Raw genomic sequence first — 19648 nt, 5'->3', positions numbered from 1 at the left:
GATGTCACGCTTTTTTGTCGTTGTAGATGACCTAAAGGATTGGTCGCCCTATTATCCCAGCCAAGATGTCATCACTTTTGATGACTATCTGGAGCGGGTTGGGCAAAGCAGTGGCGAGCGGGTCAGGGTTATCAACTTGGCAAGGAGCTACCGTTATCTCGGCACGGGCTATTATTGTTCGCTATTGGCCGAGGCCCGCAGCCACAATGTATTGCCTTCGGTAAATACCCTTAGTGAGCTCGCGCGGAAATCACTCTCCGATATCATGCTTGAAGGGGTAGAGCCTCTGCTCGCTAAATTATCAGCGGGCAAAAGCGGCGACAGCATCAGTTTTCGCAGCTGGTTTGGTGAGTGCCTCGCGCCGGAATATGCTGCAATTGCGAAAGCCGTGTTTGAGCGATTTCCGTCGCCCTTGATCGAGGTGACCCTTGAGTTCGGTAAGACCCGCTGGCAGATTAAAAAACTGCAGCTGGTGGCCTTGAAATCATTGAAAGCGGGTGCTGAGCAAGAGGCCTTTGCTTCAACCTTTGAACGCTTTAGCAGCAAAATGTGGCGCAAGCCCAAGGCCAGAAAAACCTTCCGCTACGACTTGGCAATTCTGGTGGATCCGGAAGAAAAGTTGCCGCCGAGTGATAAGGGCGCGCTGCGCAAATTTACCAAGGCCGCCGCGAATTTGGGGATTTCTGCTGAACTCATTACCAAGAAAGATTATTTGCGCTTACCGGAATACGACGGTCTGTTTATTCGCGAAACCACGTCGGTAGATCACCACACTTACCGCTTTGCCAAAAAGGCCGCCGCCGAGGGCTTGGTGGTTATGGATGACCCGACCTCAATACTGCGCTGCACCAATAAAATTTATCTCGCCGACTTACTTACTAGCCATAAAGTGCCCACGCCACGCACCGAGATTTTACGTCGGGACAATACCGAAGAGTTGCGGCGAATTGAAGAAACCCTTGGCTATCCCATTGTATTAAAAGTTCCGGATGGTGCGTTTTCTCGGGGTGTGGTGAAAGTAGAGAATTGGGAAGCCTTGGAAAGCGAAAGCAAACGTTTGCTGGATAAATCCGCCTTGCTATTAGCGCAAGAGTTTATGTATACCGATTACGACTGGCGCATAGGCGTATTAGATGGCAAGCCGCTGTTTGCCTGCCGTTATTATATGGTGCGCAACCACTGGCAAATTTATAAGCACGGCAGCAGTAAAAGCCAGTCTGGCGGCTTCGACACCATGCCGACCTATGAAGCGCCAAAAAAAGTGATCGATGTTGCCGTAAAAGCCTGTAAATTAATTGGTGATGGCTTTTATGGCGTTGACGTAAAGCAGTCAGACAATCGAGTTGTGGTGATCGAGGTTAACGACAACCCAAGTATCGACTCGGGGGTTGAAGATTTATTCCTTGGTGACGGTTTATATGACTCGGTTATGGAGGTGTTCCTGCGCCGTATGGAACAACGCCGACGTTAATTTCCAGGCTGTAAGCCGCACTGTTTGAGTAATGTGCCTGCCAGTGCAACGTGGTGGCGTTGCGCTTCGGTTGTGGCGGTTAATAATTGATTGCGCTGCTTTTGCCAGTGCAAATAGGCACTCGGAATGGCTAAGTGGTTTTCGTCCATAGCACTGAGTAGCTGCTGCTCGATTTGCTCGGTGATTGCCATCACCTCGAACTGGTGCTGGGTAATGCGGCTGGCCTGGCTTTGTAATTTTGTAATAAACACCTTGGTCAAGGTGCCTTGAAAGTGTTTCGCGGCAGAGGTTGGCTGCGGTTTAAGACAAAGTGGCCGCCCTTCAATTCGCTGTTTAATGATGCTGGTGGCCATTGTTAAACCGGTCAAATTTTCCCGCTGTGCGGCAAGCATACTGCCACCCGCGCCGAGGCGAATCGCGCCAAGGGTGTTGAATACCTCGTCACTGAATTGCTGCCACGCAATGGAAGACCAATCGGCCATGCTCTCAGTATTCCCAAGCCAATGAGATTGCCACTGCTGCCAGCGGGCGAGCGCGGCGAGACTTGGGTCTTTGCCCGCGAGAGGGTAGGCAGTGAGATCAACGGGCATTTGCCAAAACTGGCGGAACTCTGGGCCAATTAAACTTGCAGCAAAAATACGTGCGGGTAACTCTCTCTGCTTTATCTGGGTGGCCATTGCCAGTTGCCCGGCGAGCGCACTTAAACCGTCTTTCATGAGAATGGCATGACAGGCGGGGGCTTGGCTAATAAAACGCAAATCAAACATCAGGCGGGCTGCTGCATCCCCGTGGCGGCCGAGAATGCTATTGCGCTGGGCAATCGTGTCGCGCAGGGCGCAGCGCCGCATCCTTAAAAAATCCAGTATATCGATACCGCTGCCGCTAAACTCAAGACCGAGCTCTCTGGGCTTGGGTAAGTGGGGAAAAACTATATTGTTATGTGGCGCGGCTTGGCGTTGTAGCACTCTCTCTAATCGGCTTTGGTAATCTTGCCATTGCGAGCTTAGCTGATTGTTATCAGCGCAAGCGCAGATAATGGCAGAGAATAATAAAGCGAGGAAAAATTGAATAATATAATCGTGTGGGCGCTTCACCGTGGTGGTGCAAGCGCCTATTAAACGTGTTTCTGTGGCCGTGCTAACGTATTTTCGCAAAGCAGCTTCGCACTTCGTTCACAAAAATCTCAGGCTGTTCAAAGGCGGCAAAATGCCCACCTTGGTCTAGTTCGTTCCAGTGAATCAGATTTTGATAAATGCGCTCCGCCCATTTGCGCGCGGGTCTGAAGAGTTCCTTCGGAAAAATTGAGATGCCGCAGGGAATAGTTAATGGGTCGCCGAACATGCTGTTAAAGCTTTCCCAGTATAGGCGGGCCGATGAGGCGGCGCTGTTTGTTAGCCAGTAAATACTGATGTCGTCTAGCATTTGATCGACGGTGAGGGCGTCTTCGGGACGGCCTTTGTTGTCGGTCCAGCCGTGGAATTTTTCGTATATCCATGCCGCCTGTGCTGCAGGGGAGTCGGCCAAGCCGTAGGCGACTGACTGGGGACGTGACTTTTGGATCATCGCGTAGCCCGAGTCCGAGTCTAAATAGTGCTGGAAATCGGCTAAGGCTTTTTGATCGCGCTCTGTGAGTGATGCCATATCTTCTTCAGAGGGGCGGGCAATGGCCATGTTGAGGTGAATGGCAAGGCATTCCGGCGGCAGTAGGCGGCCAATGGCACTTGTTACTCCCGAGCCCCAATCGCCGCCTTGGGCGACGAATTTTGAATAGTTCAGTCGCTCCATCAGAATAATCCATGCTTTGGCGATACGCTCTAGGCCCCAGCCGGTAGTGGTGGGCTTTCCCGAAAAGCCGTAGCCGGGTAGCGAGGGTATCACTAAATGAAAGGCATCTTCGGCACTGCCGCCGTGGGCAGTGGGGTCGGTGAGGGGCTCAATGACCTTCATAAACTCCATTATGGAACCGGGCCAACCGTGCGTCATGATCATGGGCAAGGCATTTTCATGGCGAGAGCGAATGTGCAAAAAGTGTATGTCTATGCCGTCGATTTCGGTAGTGAATTGCGGATACTGGTTTAATTCTCGTTCACAGCGGCGCCAGTCATAGCTGTGCTGCCAATATTCACACAGTGATTTGACTGCGCTGAGTGGCGCACCTTGGCTCCAATCATCAACGGTTTCCGAATTCGGCCATCGGGTATTGGCTAGCCTCGCTTTGAGGTCGTCGAGCTGTGTTTGCGGTATGGCGACGCTAAAGGGCTTGATTGCTTGCTTCATCGAATTTAACTACCTATTGAGTGTTATTTTATATTGTTGTGTTTATTGGCATGCGTGAGAGCAACCGGGCGGATTCATACATTGATTATTATCGCTTAAACCCTATGCGATATTCGCTATGGTGTCTATTTTAGTGGTGATATTGGCTAGACATCTCATGTCATGGTCATTGCTTAGGCATGCGACCACAATAGTGTTTTGTTTAATAAACAAGGTAAGGCGATATGGCTGCTCCCATTCTTTGCGCGCGCGATCTTCAGTTCATGCTCTATGAGCTATTCGACGCAGAATCTTTAATCCAGCGCCCCCGCTATGCGGATCACTCGGTAGAAACCTTCAATGCGGCGATAGACACCGCGCAATCGATTGCCGAAAAGTACTTTGTGCCGATTCGCAAGAAGGTGGATGAGCAGCCACCAAGCTTTGACGGCAAGAATGTGCACATGATACCTGAAATTAAGCTTGCCGTGGATGCCGCTACCGAGGCCGGTTTTGTGTCTTCGACCGCCGATTTTGAACTGGGTGGAATGCAGTTGCCGCCGATGGTCGCCAGTGTTGCCAATGCCTATTTGACCGCTGCGGCTAGCACCACGACCGGTTATTTGGCCTTGAGTAACGCTAACGCTAATTTAATTGAAAACCACGGCAGTGCCGAACAAATTGAAACCTGGGTAAAGCCGATTCGGGTTGGTCGTTTTGCAGGCACTATGGCAATGACCGAGCCAGGCGCCGGTTCAGGGCTGGCCGATTTAACGACGACGGCAGTGCCCGCTGACGATGGCACATACCGCATTCGCGGTAGCAAAATATTTATTTCTGGCGGTGAGCACGAGCTGAATGAAAATATTGTGCACCTGGTATTGGCCCGCATCAAAGGCGCGCCAGCGGGGGTAAAGGGTATTTCGCTGTTTATCGTGCCAAAAATCATGGTGAATGCCGACGGCTCACTCGGCGAGCGCAATGACGTCGCGCTGGCTGGCCTGTTCCATAAAATGGGCGGCCGGGGGCAAACCTCGACTGCGTTGAGCTTCGGTGAGAATGAGGGCGCGGTTGGCTATCTGGTCGGTGAGGAGAATCGCGGTTTAAGCTATATGTTCCACATGATGAATGAAGCGCGAGTCATGGTGGGTACGGGTGCGGCTTGCCTGGCCCTGACCGGTTACCAGTACTCCTTAGATTACGCTCGCGAGCGGCCGCAAGGACGCTTGCCATCATGTAAAGATCCTAGCTCGGCGCCGGTGAATATTATCGAACACGCCGATGTGCGGCGCATGTTGTTGGCCCAGAAAGCTTATGCCGAAGGTGCGTTTGCGCTCTGCATGTTTGGCGCGCAATTGGCCGATGACAAGGACACGGGACCGACGGAAGAAGCGCGCCAAGCTGCCCATACCTTGCTTGATTTTCTCACTCCGATTATTAAAACCTGGCCCTCGGAATACGGCCCTAAAGCCAATGACCTTGCTATTCAGGTTCTAGGGGGGCATGGCTATATCAATGAACACCCCGTAGAAATGTTCTATCGCGACAATCGCTTGAACCCTATTCATGAGGGCACAACGGGTGTTCAGTCGCTGGATTTACTCGGCCGTAAATTGCCGATGAACAATATGGCTGGCTATCGCGCCTTTTTAGCGCTGATGCAGGGCACAATAGATGAGGCAAAGTCCGGTGACTTGGCACCGATCGCTGAGCGTCTCGCTGCTGCAATTGCCACGTTAGAGAGCACCACTGAACACTTGCTGGGCGCGATGATGGAAAAGCCTATCGACTTGGTCATGGCGAACTCTGTGAAGTACCTTGAAGTCTTCGGTCATGTTGTTATTGCTTGGTTGTGGTTGCGCCAAGGGCTTGTTGCGCAAAAAGGGATGGCGGTGAAGCCCCACGAAACAGACCAGCAATTTTATGCGGGCAAGCTGCAGGCGATGAAATACTTCTTTAATTTTGAATTGCCGTTGATCGAGGTGTGGTCGAAAAATCTGCGCGACCTCGATCCGACTTTTTATGAAATGAATAATAACTGGTTTTAAAGGGAGAGAACGCTGTGACGACACTTATTGATAAACAGGAAATTCAGGACTATATAGGCTTTGAAACTGAGCCCACGGAATGGCTGAGTATCAGTCAAGAGCGTATTAATCAATTTGCAGATTGCACCTTGGATCAGCAGTTTATTCATGTTGACCCTGAGCGCGCCAAAGAAACGCCTTTCGGTACGACGATTGCCCACGGCTTCCTTAGCTTGTCTTTGTTATCACATTTTGCGGAGCAGTACAGTGTGATAATCAAGGGCTTCTACATGGGGATAAACTCCGGCTTCGATAAAGTGCGCTTTCTCGCGCCAGTTAAAGTGAATAGCCGCATTCGTGCTAAGGCAAAAATTCTGAGCATAGAAGAAACTAAGCCGGGTAGCTTTCGGGTGAGTACAGAAGTCACCTTAGAAATTGAAGGTGAAGAGAAGCCAGCCCTCGTGGCTGAGTGGATCAGTATTCAAATGGTTGCTTAAGTTTTAAATTCAATATTCGCCAAACTGCTAGTATTGGGCTTATTTAAGCCCTAATTATATGGAGAAGGAAATGAGTATTCGTTTTGACGGTAAAGTCGCCATTGTCACTGGTGCAGGAAATGGCCTTGGTCGCAGCCACGCTTTAGAGTTGGCCGCCCGTGGCGCGAAAGTGGTAATCAATGATTTAGGTGGTGCCCGTGATGGTGTCGGTGCATCTTCTGCAGCGGCGGATGGTGTGGTCGCTGAAATCCAGGCTGCTGGCGGTGAAGCATTTGCGCATGGCGCCAATGTCGCGGTTTTCAGCGAAGTCGAAGACATGGTGGCACAGGCCATGGCGAAGTGGGGCCGAGTTGATATTTTAATTAATAACGCCGGTATTTTGCGCGATAAGTCCTTCTCAAAAATGTCCATCGATGATTTTAAATTGGTCATGGATGTTCACGTTATGGGTTCGGTGAACTGCACCAAGGCCGTTTGGGAAATTATGAAGCAGCAGGCCTATGGCCGTATTGTTATGACCACGTCTTCTAGCGGCTTGTATGGCAACTTTGGCCAAGCCAATTACGGCGCGGCTAAAATGGCGGTGGTGGGTTTGATGAATACTCTCGCCATCGAAGGCGCAAAATACAATATCAATGTGAATTCATTGGCGCCAACGGCGGCAACTCGGATGACAGAAGACATTATGCCTCCGGAAATATTGGGTATGCTGGTGCCTGAAGCGGTAACAGCGGGCGCCTTAACGCTTTGCCATGACAACGCGCCGAGCCGTTTTATTCTCTGCGCAGGTGGCGGTGGTTATGCTAAATCAAGTATCTTCGAAACCGATGGTATATACCTTAGCCCAGAGGAGCGTAGTCCAGAAGCGGTGGCTAGCCAGTGGGATGAAATTTGTAATACCAGTAACCAGGCTGAGTTAGAGTCGGGCTTCAAGCAATCTGAAAAATTTCTTCTCAAGGCCCAAGCCTTTGTGCAAGGTGCTAAATAATATTTCTAATTGAGGAATAACCATGAAAGATGCAGTAATCGTTTCAGCAGCACGTACGCCTATCGGCAGAGCTTATCGCGGCGCGTTTAATAACTTAGAGTCGCCGTCGTTAACGGCCTTCGCCATTAAAGCGGCGGTTCAGCGCGCCGGTATTGATCCCAATGAGATCGATGACTGCATTATGGGCGCGGCGATGCAGCAGGGCACCCAGACCATGAACTTTGGTCGTATCGCGGCAATGGCGGCAGGCTTGCCGACGTCTGTATCGGGGATGACGATTGATCGTCAGTGTGCATCGGGTTTAGTTGCGATTGCCACCGGTGCTAAACAGATTGTTATGGATGGTGCGCCCATGCTGCTTGCGGGCGGTTGTGAGTCGATTTCACTCGTGCAAAATGAACATATGAATATGCACAAGCTGGTTGACCCTGCGGCCATTGCGCACTCGCCGAATATTTATATGCCCATGCTGGATACCGCTGAGGTTGTTGCCAAGCGTTACAATATTTCACGCGAAGCCCAAGATGAGTATGCACTGCAATCGCAGCAGCGCACCGCAGCGGCTCAGCAGGCGGGTAAATTTGACGATGAGATTGTGCCTGTCACTGCTTCTAAGCTCGTGATGAATAAGGAAACCGGCGAGACTTCTGAAGAAAGTGTGACCTTGAGCAAAGACGAAGGTAATCGTCCGTCGACCAATCTAGAAGGTTTGGCTGGCTTAAAGACTGTGCGCGAGGGTGGTTTCATTACGGGTGGTAATGCCTCACAGCTATCTGACGGTGCTGCCGCAGTCGTTATGATGGACGGTACTTTGGCATCTCAGCGTAATATCGAGCCCATGGGGATATACCGTGGTATGGCGGTTGCTGGTTGCGAACCCGATGAGATGGGTATTGGCCCCGTTTTTGCGATTCCCAAGTTATTAAAGCGCGCGGGTTTGAAAATGGACGACATCGGTCTGTGGGAACTCAACGAAGCCTTTGCCGTGCAGGTTATTTACTGCCGTGACAAGCTGGGTATTCCTAATGACCGCTTGAACGTTAACGGCGGCGCGATCTCTATCGGCCATCCCTATGGTATGAGCGGTGCGCGGATGGTGATGCACGCCCTGATTGAAGGTAAGCGTCGCGGCGTGAAATACGTTGTTGTCACCATGTGTGTTGGTGGTGGTATGGGTGCCGCGGGCTTATTCGAGGTCGTATAGAACTGAGTGCCTCCCTTGACGCTATGTTAATGAAAATCATGTGACGCAGCGTCAACCCGCATAAGATGATCGTGGCTTTCAATACTGAAAGCCACGACATGAATTACCGGTGTTGCATGGCCCACTGCGGCTTTTTGCACGCAACCTTTCACAATAAGCACTTGGCCTTGCAATAAGGCTTTTTTATAGTGCTCTTGTACCGCTGGCCACACAATAATATTGCTGTTGCCGGTTTCATCTTCTAAGGTTACAAACATCACTCCTGAGGCGCTGCCGGGTCGCTGTCGGCAAGTGACTAAACCAGCAACGCGAATAAATCGGCCGTTATCAATATTCTTTAAATCTTCTGCGCGGGCACAGCTTGCAAATAGTTTGTGGGTGCGCAGTAAGGCCAAGGGGTGTCGTCGCAGGCTGAGGCCGGTATGGCGATAGTCGCTGAGTACCTCATCGCTTTCGATGGGGGCATTGAGCTGGGTGGATTCGCCTTGTGCTGCTTGTAAATTACCTAGGGGCGCGGGGGCCTGCCACGCGCTGATTTCCCATAGGCTTTGATAGCGGTGTAAATTAAAACAGTGGAAGGCGTCGGCCTGTACGAGTTGCTGCCAGTACTGCTTAGCGATGTTAAACCGAGTGCAGAAATCGTCAATGCTGTGAAATAAGGCCTCCTGCCGCACTTGGCAAAGCAGCTCAGCACTGCGCTTGGGTAAACCTTTAATGAGGCGTAGGCCGAGGCGCAGGGCGGGGGTGGTGGAATCACCCTCAAGGCGATGATCCCAATCGCTGTGATTAATACAAATAGGCCGCACTTCAATGCTGTGACGGCTGGCGTCCTGTATTAATTGCGAGGGGGAATAAAAGCCCATGGGCTGGCTGTTTAAGAGACCGCAATAGAACGCGGCGGGGTAATGGCATTTAAGCCATGCTGAGGCGTAGGCCAGTAAGGCAAAGCTGGCAGAGTGAGATTCGGGGAAACCATAGGCACCAAAGCCTTTCATTTGACTGAACAGGCGTTCGGCGAAGTCTTCGCTATAGCCGCGCTCGCGCATACCGTCGACTAGCTTGCTACGGAATTTGACTAAATCACCGTTTTTGCCCCAGCTGGCCATCGCTCTGCGTAGTTGGTCGGCTTCGCCGCCGCTAAAGCCAGCGGCAACCATGGCGAGCTGAATAACCTGCTCTTGAAATACCGGCACGCCGAGGGTGCGTTTTAATACCCTGGCGATGGCGTCGTTTTCATATTCGGCTTTTTCCAAGCCTTGTCGTCGCTGTAAAAAAGGATGAACCATACCGCCTTGAATCGGACCGGGCCGGACAATGGCGATCTGAATAACCAAATCGTAAAAGGTGCGGGGCTGCAGTCTTGGCAGCATGGTCATTTGCGCGCGGGATTCAATTTGAAATACCCCCACGCTGTCGGCGGTGCACAGCATTTGGTAGGTAGCGGGGTCTTCGCTGGGAATGTCGCTGAGTTGCTTAACCGTGCCGCCAGCGGCGCTGATATAGCTGAGGCTTTTGCGCAGGGCGCTGAGCATGCCTAAAGCCAGTACATCAATTTTCATCATCCCCAAGGCTTCTAGATCTTCTTTGTCCCACTGAATAATGGTGCGCTCGGGCATGGCAGCATTTTCGATGGGCACCAAACTGGCAATGGGGTCGCGAGTAATGACAAAGCCGCCAACGTGCTGAGACAAATGACGAGGAAAGCCCAATATTTCATTGAGCAAACTCATGAACTGTTGAATCGGAACGCTGTGAATATCGAATTGGCTCTCTTCTAAACGCTGAATAAAGCTACTTTTATCGTCCCACCAGGCCATATTGCCAGACAGCTTTTGCAATAAATAATCGTCCAGCCCTAGGGCTTTACCTACATCCCGCACGGCACTGCGTCGCCGGTAGCTGATAATGGTGGCGGCGAGGGCGGCGTGCTGGCGACCGTATTTTTTATAAATGTATTGAATAACTTCTTCGCGGCGCTCGTGTTCAAAATCGACATCAATATCGGGTGGCTCGTCGCGCTCTCTGGAGATAAAACGCTCAAATAATAATTGTCCTCGCGACGGGTCTACCTCGGTAATAAATAGGCAGTAACACACCGCCGAATTGGCGGCGGAGCCCCGGCCTTGGCAGAGAATATTTTGATTGCGGGCAAATTGGACAATATCGTAAACCGTTAAAAAATAATGCTCGTACCTAAGCTCGGCAATTAAGCCTAGTTCTTTTTCGAGTAAGCTTTTAACTAACTCTGGTATGCCTTGTGGCCAGCGCCGCTTGGCGCCGTGGAAGGTGATGTCTCGCAGAAACTCGCCAGCGTTTTGGTTTTTAGGCACGACTTCATTGGGGTACTGGTAGCGTAACTCTGCCAAGCTAAAGGTGCAGCGCGCGGCAATGGCGACACTTTCTTTTAGTAAATCGCTGGGGTAGTCGCGCTGCAGTAGTGGCAGCGGCTTAAGGTAATGCTCGCTATTGGCCTGCACCTGACTGCCTAGGGCCTGCACCGAGGTATTGAGGCGAATTGCACTGAGTACGTCTTGCAAGGGTTTACGTTGGCGGCAATGCATATGTACATTGCCACAGGCGACCATGTTAATGCTGTGCTGGCGAGCTATTTGGTAGCGCTTAAAATAATAGCGCTCGGCTTGCTGTTGACCATGAAAACTAATACCCAGCCAGAGTCGGTCGGTAAAATACTGTTTTAGCTCGCTTGCGTAGTGTTCGGTTGCATCGGGGTTAATCCAGATCGCAAAACAGTGCTGACTATAGCGGTGGATATCGCCTAAGTTTAATTGGTAGTTGCCTTTGCTACTGTGCAGGCGAGCGCGGCTGATCAGGGAGCACAGCTCGGTATAGGCCTGCCGTGTTGGTGCGAGCAAGACCAGCTGAATACCTTCATCGAGAATAAACTCTGAGCCGCAAATGAGTTTAATATTGTGTTCTTTGCTGGCGCGGTAAGCTCGCACAATCCCAGATAGTGAGCATTCGTCGGTAATCGCAATTGCGCTATAGCCAAGCTCGGCGGCGGTGCTGACGAGTTCTTTGGGGTGCGAGGCGCCGCGCAAAAAGCTGAAATTACTCAGGCAGTGAAGTTCGGCGTAAGACGCAGGTGTAGGCTTTATCTTAGGCATAGCGTCAGCCGAAAAAACCGTGCAGATACCAGCGCCGATTTAGGCAGTCTTTAAACACCCAGCACAGCGCGCCGCCTTGATGGCGGGCAATATAATAGTCGCGGGTTTGACGCTGCTGCCACCACTGGCCGTCGAAGCGCTCAGGGCCCTGTAATAAATGCAGCTCGCCTTGCCAGAATAAGCCCTCGGCGGTTTCGCTAATGGCCTCGGGGGGGTGGCAGAGCCAGTTTGGACGGAGTAAATCTGTGGTGCTTAACGCTGTAACTTGTTCTGCTGTGGGCCTCAGTTTCTTGTGGGCCGGTGTTTGCGTTGCCGTGTGAGCGTCGCGGAGTACCCAATTTAATTCTGGGAGGTGGGCGTCCTGTAGGGCAAACTGATGGCAGCGCTGGGAGCCTAGTCTCAGCCGTAGTTTGTCTAATACTTGTGCTGCTTTTTCCTGTTGTTGGCTGCTATTTGCGGTATCGAATAATTGCTCGCAGTGTTGCTCGTTACCAATAAATTGTTCGCAGCGCAGACTTAAGGTTTCTACCGCGCCCTGCAAACTGAGGGGCTCTAAGCGTAGCATCACCAATTCAATGAGCTTGCGGCGGTCAAAATGGCGCTGGCTCAGGTCCAAAGACCAGGCCTCTTTGCTGCCATCTAAATAGTGGAACTCCCATTGCAAGTCGCGATTTAGACACTGGCGCAGACGCAGATAATGCTCTAATTCACTGAGTAGAGCTGAAATAGGAAAACGTAATTGCTGCTTGCTGTGCAGGCCGCCGTCAAAGTGGCGTTGGCCTCTAAAGGTTTCGGGGGGCGCAAACTTGGGCCGAATATCCGCCTGCTCGCCCTGTAATTTGGCCAGCATTGTAGTGATGCCTTTACCAAAGCGGCGCTCAAGTTCAGCGCGGGGTAGGGCTTGGATATGACCGAGCGTGTGCATGCCCATTTCCCGCAAGGTATTTAGGGTTTTGGGCGCTAGTGGTAAAAGGCTGATGGATAGCGCTCGCAGGGCGTTGTTTAATGCTTCTTTGTGAAGCTGGCCCGAGGCATTTACTAAGCTAGCGGGGCTGATGCTTTGGTGGCTAAGCAATTCCGCTGCGAGTGGAGTATGGGCGATGCCCAGTTGTACGCTAAGCCCCCGACGCCGAAAGGCACTAATAAATTTGCGGTAGAGTCGCGCTAGGTTTTTAAACAAGCGCAACGACGCACTTAGTTCCAGCAGCACGGCATTGGGTGGGCAAAGACAGACATCGCCACTGAAGCGGTAAGCCCAAAGCGCAATATTGTCTAAACACTGTTGCTCGGCCTGTAAGTCGCGAGGACGAAGTTCGAGGTTGCTGCATAAACTCATTGCACTCGCGACGGACATGCCGGCCGCGACTCCCGACTGTTGGGCGGCGACATTCGCCATAACGATAATATTGTTATGGCTTAATGCAAGCATGCCAGCCGAGTGCTTTGCGCCGAGGGCGTCGAGTGGCAGCGCTGGCAGCCGCAGACATAACCATAGCATTAGTGAGACGGCTCGTTGCTGCCAGTCTTGATGACGTTAACCGCATTGTCCTGCTGCGTTGCGCTGGTGAATATACCGGTATTGGCCAGCAGACTAATTTTGCGCAGGGCTTGGGGGTGAGGCTGTGTTTTTGCGACCGATGTGCTGTTATAGACCGGCCACGTCACTGCGCAACTTTGCTGTAAATACAGGGCGGCGGGGCGGGCTAATTGCAGTTGCTGCCCGACATGGCCGCCTTGCTGCTTAATGATATTAATCTGTAGCGCTTGCTTTACTGCGCTCAAATTTAAGCGCAGGGGGGCGGGGGATATCTGCTGGGCTAAGCTCGCCGGGCGAAAATGAAGATGCCAGCACTGCCCTTCTAAGGCGGCAATATGCAGGCGCCGCAGCTGCCTATCATTAAGATCAGGCTCACTAAACCAACTTAATACCGCAGCATAAGCGCCGCTGCGCAGCAACTCTTCTGCCGCCCAAAGCTGCTCACTTAAGGTTTTGGGTCTGACCAAAAGTTGCCTGCCTACCGCCAAGCCCTGCGCAGCCAACGCCGGGGTATACGGCAAATAGGGCGGGTTTAACCATGCCATTGGCCGATCTGTGAGGTGTTCGCGGAGGGCGGGAAGTAAAAGCCATAACTCACCAATACCATATTCACCCAATAACTCAGTAGAGCCGCTGCGGGGCCAGCCGCCGATGTGCAGGGCGCTATCTAAAGTGCTAAACCCTGTGCTCAGGCGATCACCAGCCGCCACTGAACGCCGGAGTTGCTGGCCTCGCCAGAGCTTGCGCTCATCGAGTAATTGATTGAGAGAGTGATTTTTCATAGCGTCGCACAAAATACATTAGCAGGTATTTGCTGTATGTATATACAGTATATTATATGGCAAAGATGTCAATGCCAAACCGAGGTCTCATTGATGTGGTGATTTTAAGTTATTGAAATATAAGGGTGGTTGCGTGGGAGACGTAGTGCATGGGTTCTACAAAAACGTTGCCAGGCATCACTCCACATCTGATCCTGATGCGCGACCGTAAACTCGCGCTAGCGGCGTAGGATGCCCGTATTAGAGACAGTAATCGACACATTGAGAGAACACTGCATCGAGTCTGATGCTCGTTAATAAATTGGCACTTCACTCTGGCTTGCTTGCAAAGTACCTTGCCGCCTGTTTTAGAATATCCCGCTCTTCCTCCGGACGACGGAGCAGGGCGCGCAATTTAAGGGCTTCAGTTTTGGCCTCTCGAAGTTCATTGGCTTGAACTTCCGATTGATCCGGTTTGACCGCATTAACCCACTTATAAAGGCTGTGGGCAGAGCCCCCTAAACGCTCTGCTACTTCAGCGACAGAATAACCCTGCTTGATAACTTGTCGAACGGCTTCGTCTTTAAAATCTGGTGTGTAACGTTGACTACTCACAGGACTTCCTCCTGTGCTCACCGAATAGCGCTGAGTTGTCTACATTACTCGGGAAAGTCCACCTAGTGCTATGGCGCAATGCTCTTGTACTGAACTGTTCTATACTCAAAGTAGCTATGGTGTTCATTTGAGGGATTTGTGAATCCGATTTCCGTTCTATTGCGAGTATTAGAATAATGCGAGATGAAAACTTGTTATGCCGGTGATGAATTACGTGGTGTCTCGTATTTGATGCGAATAGTGAGCCGCAAATATTGTGAGGCAAGGCTTGCACTAAGTCGCTGGCATAGCGGCTTGGTGCTTTTGCTATTGTTTCCCATTTTTGCAGTCAGTGATGCTGACTTGGCCAGTTTTGAGCGACAGTTACTGTCGCGATACGGCAGCAGTGCTGCGTATATCGCCGGCGAATTCAGGGTAATGCTGGGGGAGCAAGCTTCTTCTCCCGTAGCAGAGAAGTTGGACGTTGTTAATCACTTTTTCAATAGTCGCATTCGTTTTAGCGACGACCAGCAAACTTGGGGGAAACATGATTTTTGGGCGTCTCCCGGAGAAACCATTGGTCGCGGCGCGGGTGACTGTGAAGATTTTACTATCGCGAAGTATGTGGCGCTTAAATTACTGGGTATTCCAGAGGAAAAGCTCCGACTGACTTATGTAAAAGCACAATTGAGTAGTGTCGCCGGTGTGCCGAGTCAGGCGCATATGGTGCTTACCTATTACGAAACACCCAGTTCGGAGCCATTGGTACTTGATAACCTCAGGGCGGAGGTTTTGCCCGCCAGTCGTCGGCCAGATTTAGAGCCCGTGTTTGGTTTTAATAGCAAGGGCCTCTGGGTGGGCGCACGCACGGGGTCAACAGGTCACGATCCCCTGGCCCGGGTCTCGCGCTGGCGCGACGTGTTGCAAAAAATACGCAGTGAAGGTTTAGACTAACTATGAATCGAGGCACGTACTATGTCATTGCATAAACAGCTCTGGATCGCCATTACCATCATGATGGGGATAGCGCTGACGGGTAGCTTTCTCATCAGTAGTCTTACAGTGAAAAATAATGTTGAGTATCAATTGCAGATAAAAAATATTGATAACGCGAACTCTTTGGCGCTGGCTGCGACTCAAGTAGCGACTGATCAAACCATGGCAGAATTGATTGTGTCAGCACAATTTGATACTGGACACTATCAGTATATTCGCCTTATTAGCCCTGACGGTGAGCTCATATTGGAGCGCACAAAAGATTCCATCGGTGGCTCAGCGCCGGCGTGGTTTAAAAATAGTATCGATATTGTCGCCGCGGACGGAGTGGCAGAAATTCAAGCAGGTTGGCAGCAGCTAGCGTCGTTGCAGTTGCAAAGCGACGCCGCCTTTGCTTATCAAGCGCTGTGGAACAATACATTGCGCTTAATACTGTATTTTGCCGCGGCCTTGATTCTCTGTGGGCTACTCGGGCACGCGATATTAACCCACGTTACCAAGCCGCTTCACTCAGTGGTGCAGCAAGCACAAGCACTCCGACAGCGCCGGTTTACGAAAGTGGAGCTGCCTTACACTTTGGAGTTTAAGGATTTAGTACAGTCCATGAATGATCTTTCTGAAGAAGTTAAAAAGTTCTTTCAGAAAGAGGCGCAGCAGTTACAAAAAATTCAGCAGGATACTCGCGTAGATCCAATTTCCGGCACTTTGAGTAGAGAGCACTTTCTTAAAAGTCTTAACGCAGTACTGCGAGGTGAAAAAAACGAGGATAAAGGAGCGCTTGCCTTGTTTCGTATTGATGACCTGCACAACCTCAATCGAACACAGGGGCGGTCGGTAGCGGACTTAATGCTAGAGAAAATAGGCAAAATTCTAAATGGAATTTGTGGTGCCAATGAGGGCTGGTTAGCCGGACGACTCAATGGCGCAGATTTTATTGTGCTGTCGCCTAGTAGTCAGACGCCGGTAAATGCTGTGATTGATATCCATAAAGTATTATTGGCTCAGATAGAAGAGCTTGGTTTAGATGGAGAAGTCCATCTACCCGCAGCTGTTTGCCACTATTCTGTTGGCGAAAATCTATCGTGCTTGTTGAGTCGTCTGGATCAAGCCTTGGCGGGCGCAGAGCAACGCGGTGGCTCGAGTATGGAAGTGGCAGAGGCGAATTTTACCCCTAACGAACAGGAGCCAGTTAAATATTGGGGTGATATATTGCAAGGGGTACTTCAAGAAAAGGCGATTGGGATTGATTATCGACCGCTGGTAGCGAAAAGTAATCAGCTGGTCTTCTCGCTGGCTAGCGGTGAATACCGCAGTGCTGGAAGCTTGATCAGTAGCCGGACCCTGAATACGTGGGCGGCACGTTTAGGCCGTTCATGCGAGTTGGATCGCCTGATGATTGATTCGCTTGTTACCGGGAGGTCAGTCCACGCAGGCAATATTTCCGTGACGCTAAGCGTACAGAGTTTGGCCGACGCGGCCAATTTCGACCTTATTTTTGAAAAATTGCTCAGCTTAGATCCTAAAACGTCTAGTGTTGAAATTCCTGAATATTTTGCACAGCAGAACTTTACGCAATTTCGCCGCGTCTGTGAAAAGCTGCATGACAGCGGTTATGAAATTGGGCTTAGCCATGTTGGCCATAACGTGGAAAATATTGGCTTGGTTTACGACTGTGGTATTGGCTTCGTGGTGTTAGACAGCGCATTAGTCTTTGATCTTGAGGCCTCGGAACACAATCAAATTTTGGTTCGTAGTCTGGCGACTATTTTCCACAGTATTGGAACGCGGGTGTATGCAGACGATATTGAAACTGAACAGCAGTGGCGTTGCCTGTTAAATTTGGGTGTGGATGGCGGTTGTGGTGCCTATGCAGACATACTGCAGCAGCCGTCTTAGCTCGATATCAACTGTCGTCGGGGATGAGTTCGAGTCTGGTATTACCTGAGTCCCGTAACTGCTGCCGCAGGAGCATTTTTTGCTGGGCCGCCTCGGGTAGTTCGGTAAATAAAATGATATTTTTACTAATGAGCAATTCGATGACGTCTTCAACCACTCGGATAAAACCAAGATCGGTTTCTTCCACTGGGCCCTGGGACATCATTTCATTGAGAAATTCCTGTAGCTCTTCACTGGCTTCGTCTAGGAAAGTGAAGTCGACGATCTCTAACTGACTAACAGCAACTATCTTGCCGTCGTTATCGCGTTTTACAAAGGGCATAGGGGCTCCAATGTTTCCTGAGGTGGATAACAGAGCCCCGTGCTTGGGGCTCGTCGCTTAGTCGGTAATCAGCTTACCATTTGTCAGTAAGTTTTGAATAATAGCATCTTGGTCTGCGAAGCCCGTGACGAGATCGACTCCGGTTAGGGTGATGATCTGATCCGCATTTGCCTGATCGCCGGCCAAGCCACCATCGTGCTTGATATGAACAACCGTGTCACCGCCGTCTTTTTCGACGTAGAGATAGCCGCTGAGATTAACACTGTTTTCCCCATCGAGCAGGTCGGCGATATTGAGTGCATCGCCTCCATCAGCTACGGCAGCGGGATTGAAGTCGGTAACGGTATCTATGGCTGGAGAGCCTGGTGTCCCCTCTTCGTTGAGTTGCCAAGCAAAAGTATCGACGACGAGGTCACTATTACCGGATAGTGTGTCGTCACCGGAAGTGCCGTATACCGTGTCAGTTTCACTGGTACCAGTGATGTGGTAGGCCGCGGTGTCTGTAGTGTTAACCGCAACCGAGAACGTATCGGTATCCGTTATGGCATCACCATCGCTACCGGTAAGCGAGAAATCGAGCTGGTAATCGTCGGGGTAGTTATTGACCGTGTAATCCATCGCGACGCCATCGATTTTGAACGAGTACGTACCTTGAGCGCCGAGCTCGACGTAGTCGACCGTTTTCGCGATGTCCATATTAATGGTGATTTGCTGATCGCTTCCCCATTGCTCCGTCTGTAGGCCGCTATTGCTGCCATCGGTATAAAAGACTTTGTACTCGGCAGTGTCGGTTTGCTTCCAGCCACCAGTTTTACTAACGTGAATCGTCAAGGCTGCAACACTGGCATCGGTATTACCTGGTGTCTGTTGCACGTCAAAACGCAGCAGATCATCCTTGTTGCCATGCACTACGTTGTCATTGACACCGAGATCCGTGCTCGAGATGGTCAAGGTTCCAGACGTTGCGCCATTATTGGTGTAGCCGGTAACGACCAGGTCAAATTGGCCACCAAAATTGGAACTAGGAAAGGTGTAACTTGGTAGGCCACTGCCACCGATAATTCCGGTAAGTAACGACGGGATAGTCGCAGTGGTGATTGGCTCGGGTGTCACTAGGTTAAAGTCGTAACTTCCATCCGGCTTCAGTAGAACAGTGAAGAACGTATCGCCAGTGCCATCACTTGTTGCGGTGCCGGTGAGGGTAACAGGGTTGTAGATGAAGGTGAAACCACTAGTGATATTGGTCCACGTTAGCGCGTTAGTCGCACTGAAGGTGTCAGTAAAACCTTGGTCGTCGCCTTCATCCACGCCGGGTGTATAAGACAGCGAGCCGGAATAGCTGCCGACCACGTTGGCAATGGCGACATTATCCACCACCAGCGTCGGACTGTCGTTACTACCATTGATGGTAATTGTGATCGTGCTGGTGGCCGAGCCATCGGCTGAATCTACCGTGAAGGTTTGCACGATAGTATCGCCAAGCCCCAAGTACTGCACATCAGCATTTGCCACGCTGAAGCTATAGCTGCCGTCGGTATTCAGGTTCAGGCTACCGAGTTGGGTGTTCGGACCGGTAACACCATTATTGGTGCGTCCAGTGAAGGCCAGGCTAGCAGTATTAAAGCTGCTCTCGCCCACGTCGGAGTCGTTAATGGTGACCGCGCCGTTAACGGACAAGGTAATTGGAGAGGCATCCTCTGTGACCGAGCGGGCGTCATCTGTCACATCTGGAACATCGTTCACCGGGTTAACGCTCAAGTCCAGGGTCGAGGTGTCGGTGTTGACGGTGTCGCTCACGGTGTAGGTCACCAGCGGCACGGCGCCGTTGTACTCTGCGGCCGGCACAAAGCTATAACTGCCGTTGGCATTGATGGTCAGGGAACCGACGCCGGCGATCACGGCGGTGCTGCCCGCGGCGTAGGTGTCGGTGTCACCGGCCACCATAAACTGGGTGATGGTGATGGGCGAGCCATC

The 19648-nt window shown here is 51.2% G+C and carries 14 protein-coding genes and 1 pseudogene; 7 read left to right on the top strand and 8 right to left on the bottom strand.

The genetic code is table 11. The features are described 5' to 3' along the window. Position 1 precedes the first annotated feature (1 nt). Positions 2-1471 (top strand): RimK family protein, encoded by a 1470-nt coding sequence (locus ABYT30_RS05195; RefSeq protein WP_373078902.1) that lies wholly within the window; start codon positions 2-4, stop codon positions 1469-1471. Here the strand turns inward: ABYT30_RS05195 and ABYT30_RS05190 are convergent. Both ABYT30_RS05190 and ABYT30_RS05185 read right to left on the bottom strand, forming a co-directional pair. Beyond that, entirely contained in the window at positions 1468-2565 is a 1098-nt protein-coding gene (locus ABYT30_RS05190; RefSeq protein WP_373095535.1) for a DUF3080 family protein, read from the bottom strand. The genes ABYT30_RS05195 and ABYT30_RS05190 overlap by 4 nt on opposite strands. 43 nt (positions 2566-2608) lie before the next feature. Next, entirely contained in the window at positions 2609-3748 is a 1140-nt protein-coding gene (locus tag ABYT30_RS05185; protein ID WP_373078908.1) for an epoxide hydrolase family protein, read from the bottom strand. 224 nt (positions 3749-3972) lie between these two features. On the opposite strand from ABYT30_RS05185, the gene ABYT30_RS05180 reads away from it, so the two are divergent. From ABYT30_RS05180 to ABYT30_RS05165, 4 genes are all read left to right on the top strand, one after another. Continuing rightward, entirely contained in the window at positions 3973-5775 is a 1803-nt protein-coding gene (locus tag ABYT30_RS05180; RefSeq protein ID WP_373078911.1) for an acyl-CoA dehydrogenase, read from the top strand. Between the two features lie 14 nt (positions 5776-5789). Continuing rightward, positions 5790-6251, top strand: a complete 462-nt coding sequence (locus ABYT30_RS05175) for a MaoC family dehydratase (protein WP_373078913.1) — start codon at positions 5790-5792, stop codon at positions 6249-6251. Between the two features lie 70 nt (positions 6252-6321). After that, positions 6322-7239, top strand: a complete 918-nt coding sequence (locus ABYT30_RS05170; RefSeq protein WP_373078916.1) for an SDR family NAD(P)-dependent oxidoreductase — start codon at positions 6322-6324, stop codon at positions 7237-7239. Positions 7240-7261: 22 nt separating this feature from the next. Next, positions 7262-8443 carry an acetyl-CoA C-acyltransferase gene (locus tag ABYT30_RS05165; RefSeq protein ID WP_373095533.1) on the top strand — a complete coding sequence of 394 codons (1182 nt, stop codon included), beginning with the start codon at positions 7262-7264 and terminating at the stop codon, positions 8441-8443. A 26-nt stretch (positions 8444-8469) separates the two neighbouring features. Here the strand turns inward: ABYT30_RS05165 and ABYT30_RS05160 are convergent, their stop codons facing one another. From ABYT30_RS05160 to ABYT30_RS05145, 4 genes and pseudogenes are all read right to left on the bottom strand, one after another. Further along, positions 8470-11568 carry an error-prone DNA polymerase gene (locus ABYT30_RS05160; RefSeq protein ID WP_373078920.1) on the bottom strand — a complete coding sequence of 1033 codons (3099 nt, stop codon included), beginning with the start codon at positions 11566-11568 and terminating at the stop codon, positions 8470-8472. A 4-nt stretch (positions 11569-11572) separates the two neighbouring features. After that, the gene (locus ABYT30_RS05155) at positions 11573-13066 is read right to left on the bottom strand and encodes a DNA polymerase Y family protein (protein ID WP_373095531.1); all 1494 of its coding nucleotides are present in this window, start codon (positions 13064-13066) and stop codon (positions 11573-11575) included. Further along, entirely contained in the window at positions 13066-13887 is an 822-nt protein-coding gene (imuA, locus tag ABYT30_RS05150) for a translesion DNA synthesis-associated protein ImuA (protein ID WP_373095529.1), read from the bottom strand. The genes ABYT30_RS05155 and imuA overlap by 1 nt, the downstream gene beginning before the upstream one ends. A 220-nt stretch (positions 13888-14107) precedes the next feature. Then, positions 14108-14481, bottom strand: a pseudogene (locus ABYT30_RS05145) (transposase); the annotation flags it as partial. A gap of 183 nt (positions 14482-14664) precedes the next feature. Between ABYT30_RS05145 and ABYT30_RS05140 the strand changes: the two are divergent. Both ABYT30_RS05140 and ABYT30_RS05135 read left to right on the top strand, forming a co-directional pair. Beyond that, entirely contained in the window at positions 14665-15414 is a 750-nt protein-coding gene (locus ABYT30_RS05140) for a transglutaminase-like cysteine peptidase (RefSeq protein ID WP_373095528.1), read from the top strand. Positions 15415-15435: 21 nt separating this feature from the next. Next, positions 15436-17352, top strand: coding sequence for a LapD/MoxY N-terminal periplasmic domain-containing protein (locus tag ABYT30_RS05135; protein WP_373095526.1), 1917 nt, complete (start codon positions 15436-15438; stop codon positions 17350-17352). A gap of 7 nt (positions 17353-17359) precedes the next feature. Here ABYT30_RS05135 and ABYT30_RS05130 read toward each other — a convergent pair whose 3' ends face one another. Together ABYT30_RS05130 and ABYT30_RS05125 are read right to left on the bottom strand one after the other, a co-directional pair. Beyond that, a complete protein-coding gene (locus tag ABYT30_RS05130) occupies positions 17360-17674 on the bottom strand; it encodes a hypothetical protein (protein WP_373095524.1) in 315 nt (104 codons plus the stop codon). 57 nt (positions 17675-17731) lie between these two features. Beyond that, the coding region (locus tag ABYT30_RS05125; RefSeq protein WP_373095523.1) for a type I secretion C-terminal target domain-containing protein at positions 17732-19648 on the bottom strand (1917 nt) is incomplete at its 5' end.

The sequence above is a fragment of the Zhongshania sp. genome, assembly GCF_041623545.1.
Classification (GTDB): domain Bacteria; phylum Pseudomonadota; class Gammaproteobacteria; order Pseudomonadales; family Spongiibacteraceae; genus Spongiibacter.
Note: the sequence above shows the minus strand (reverse complement) of the source record. Positions and strands in the feature narration are given on the sequence as shown.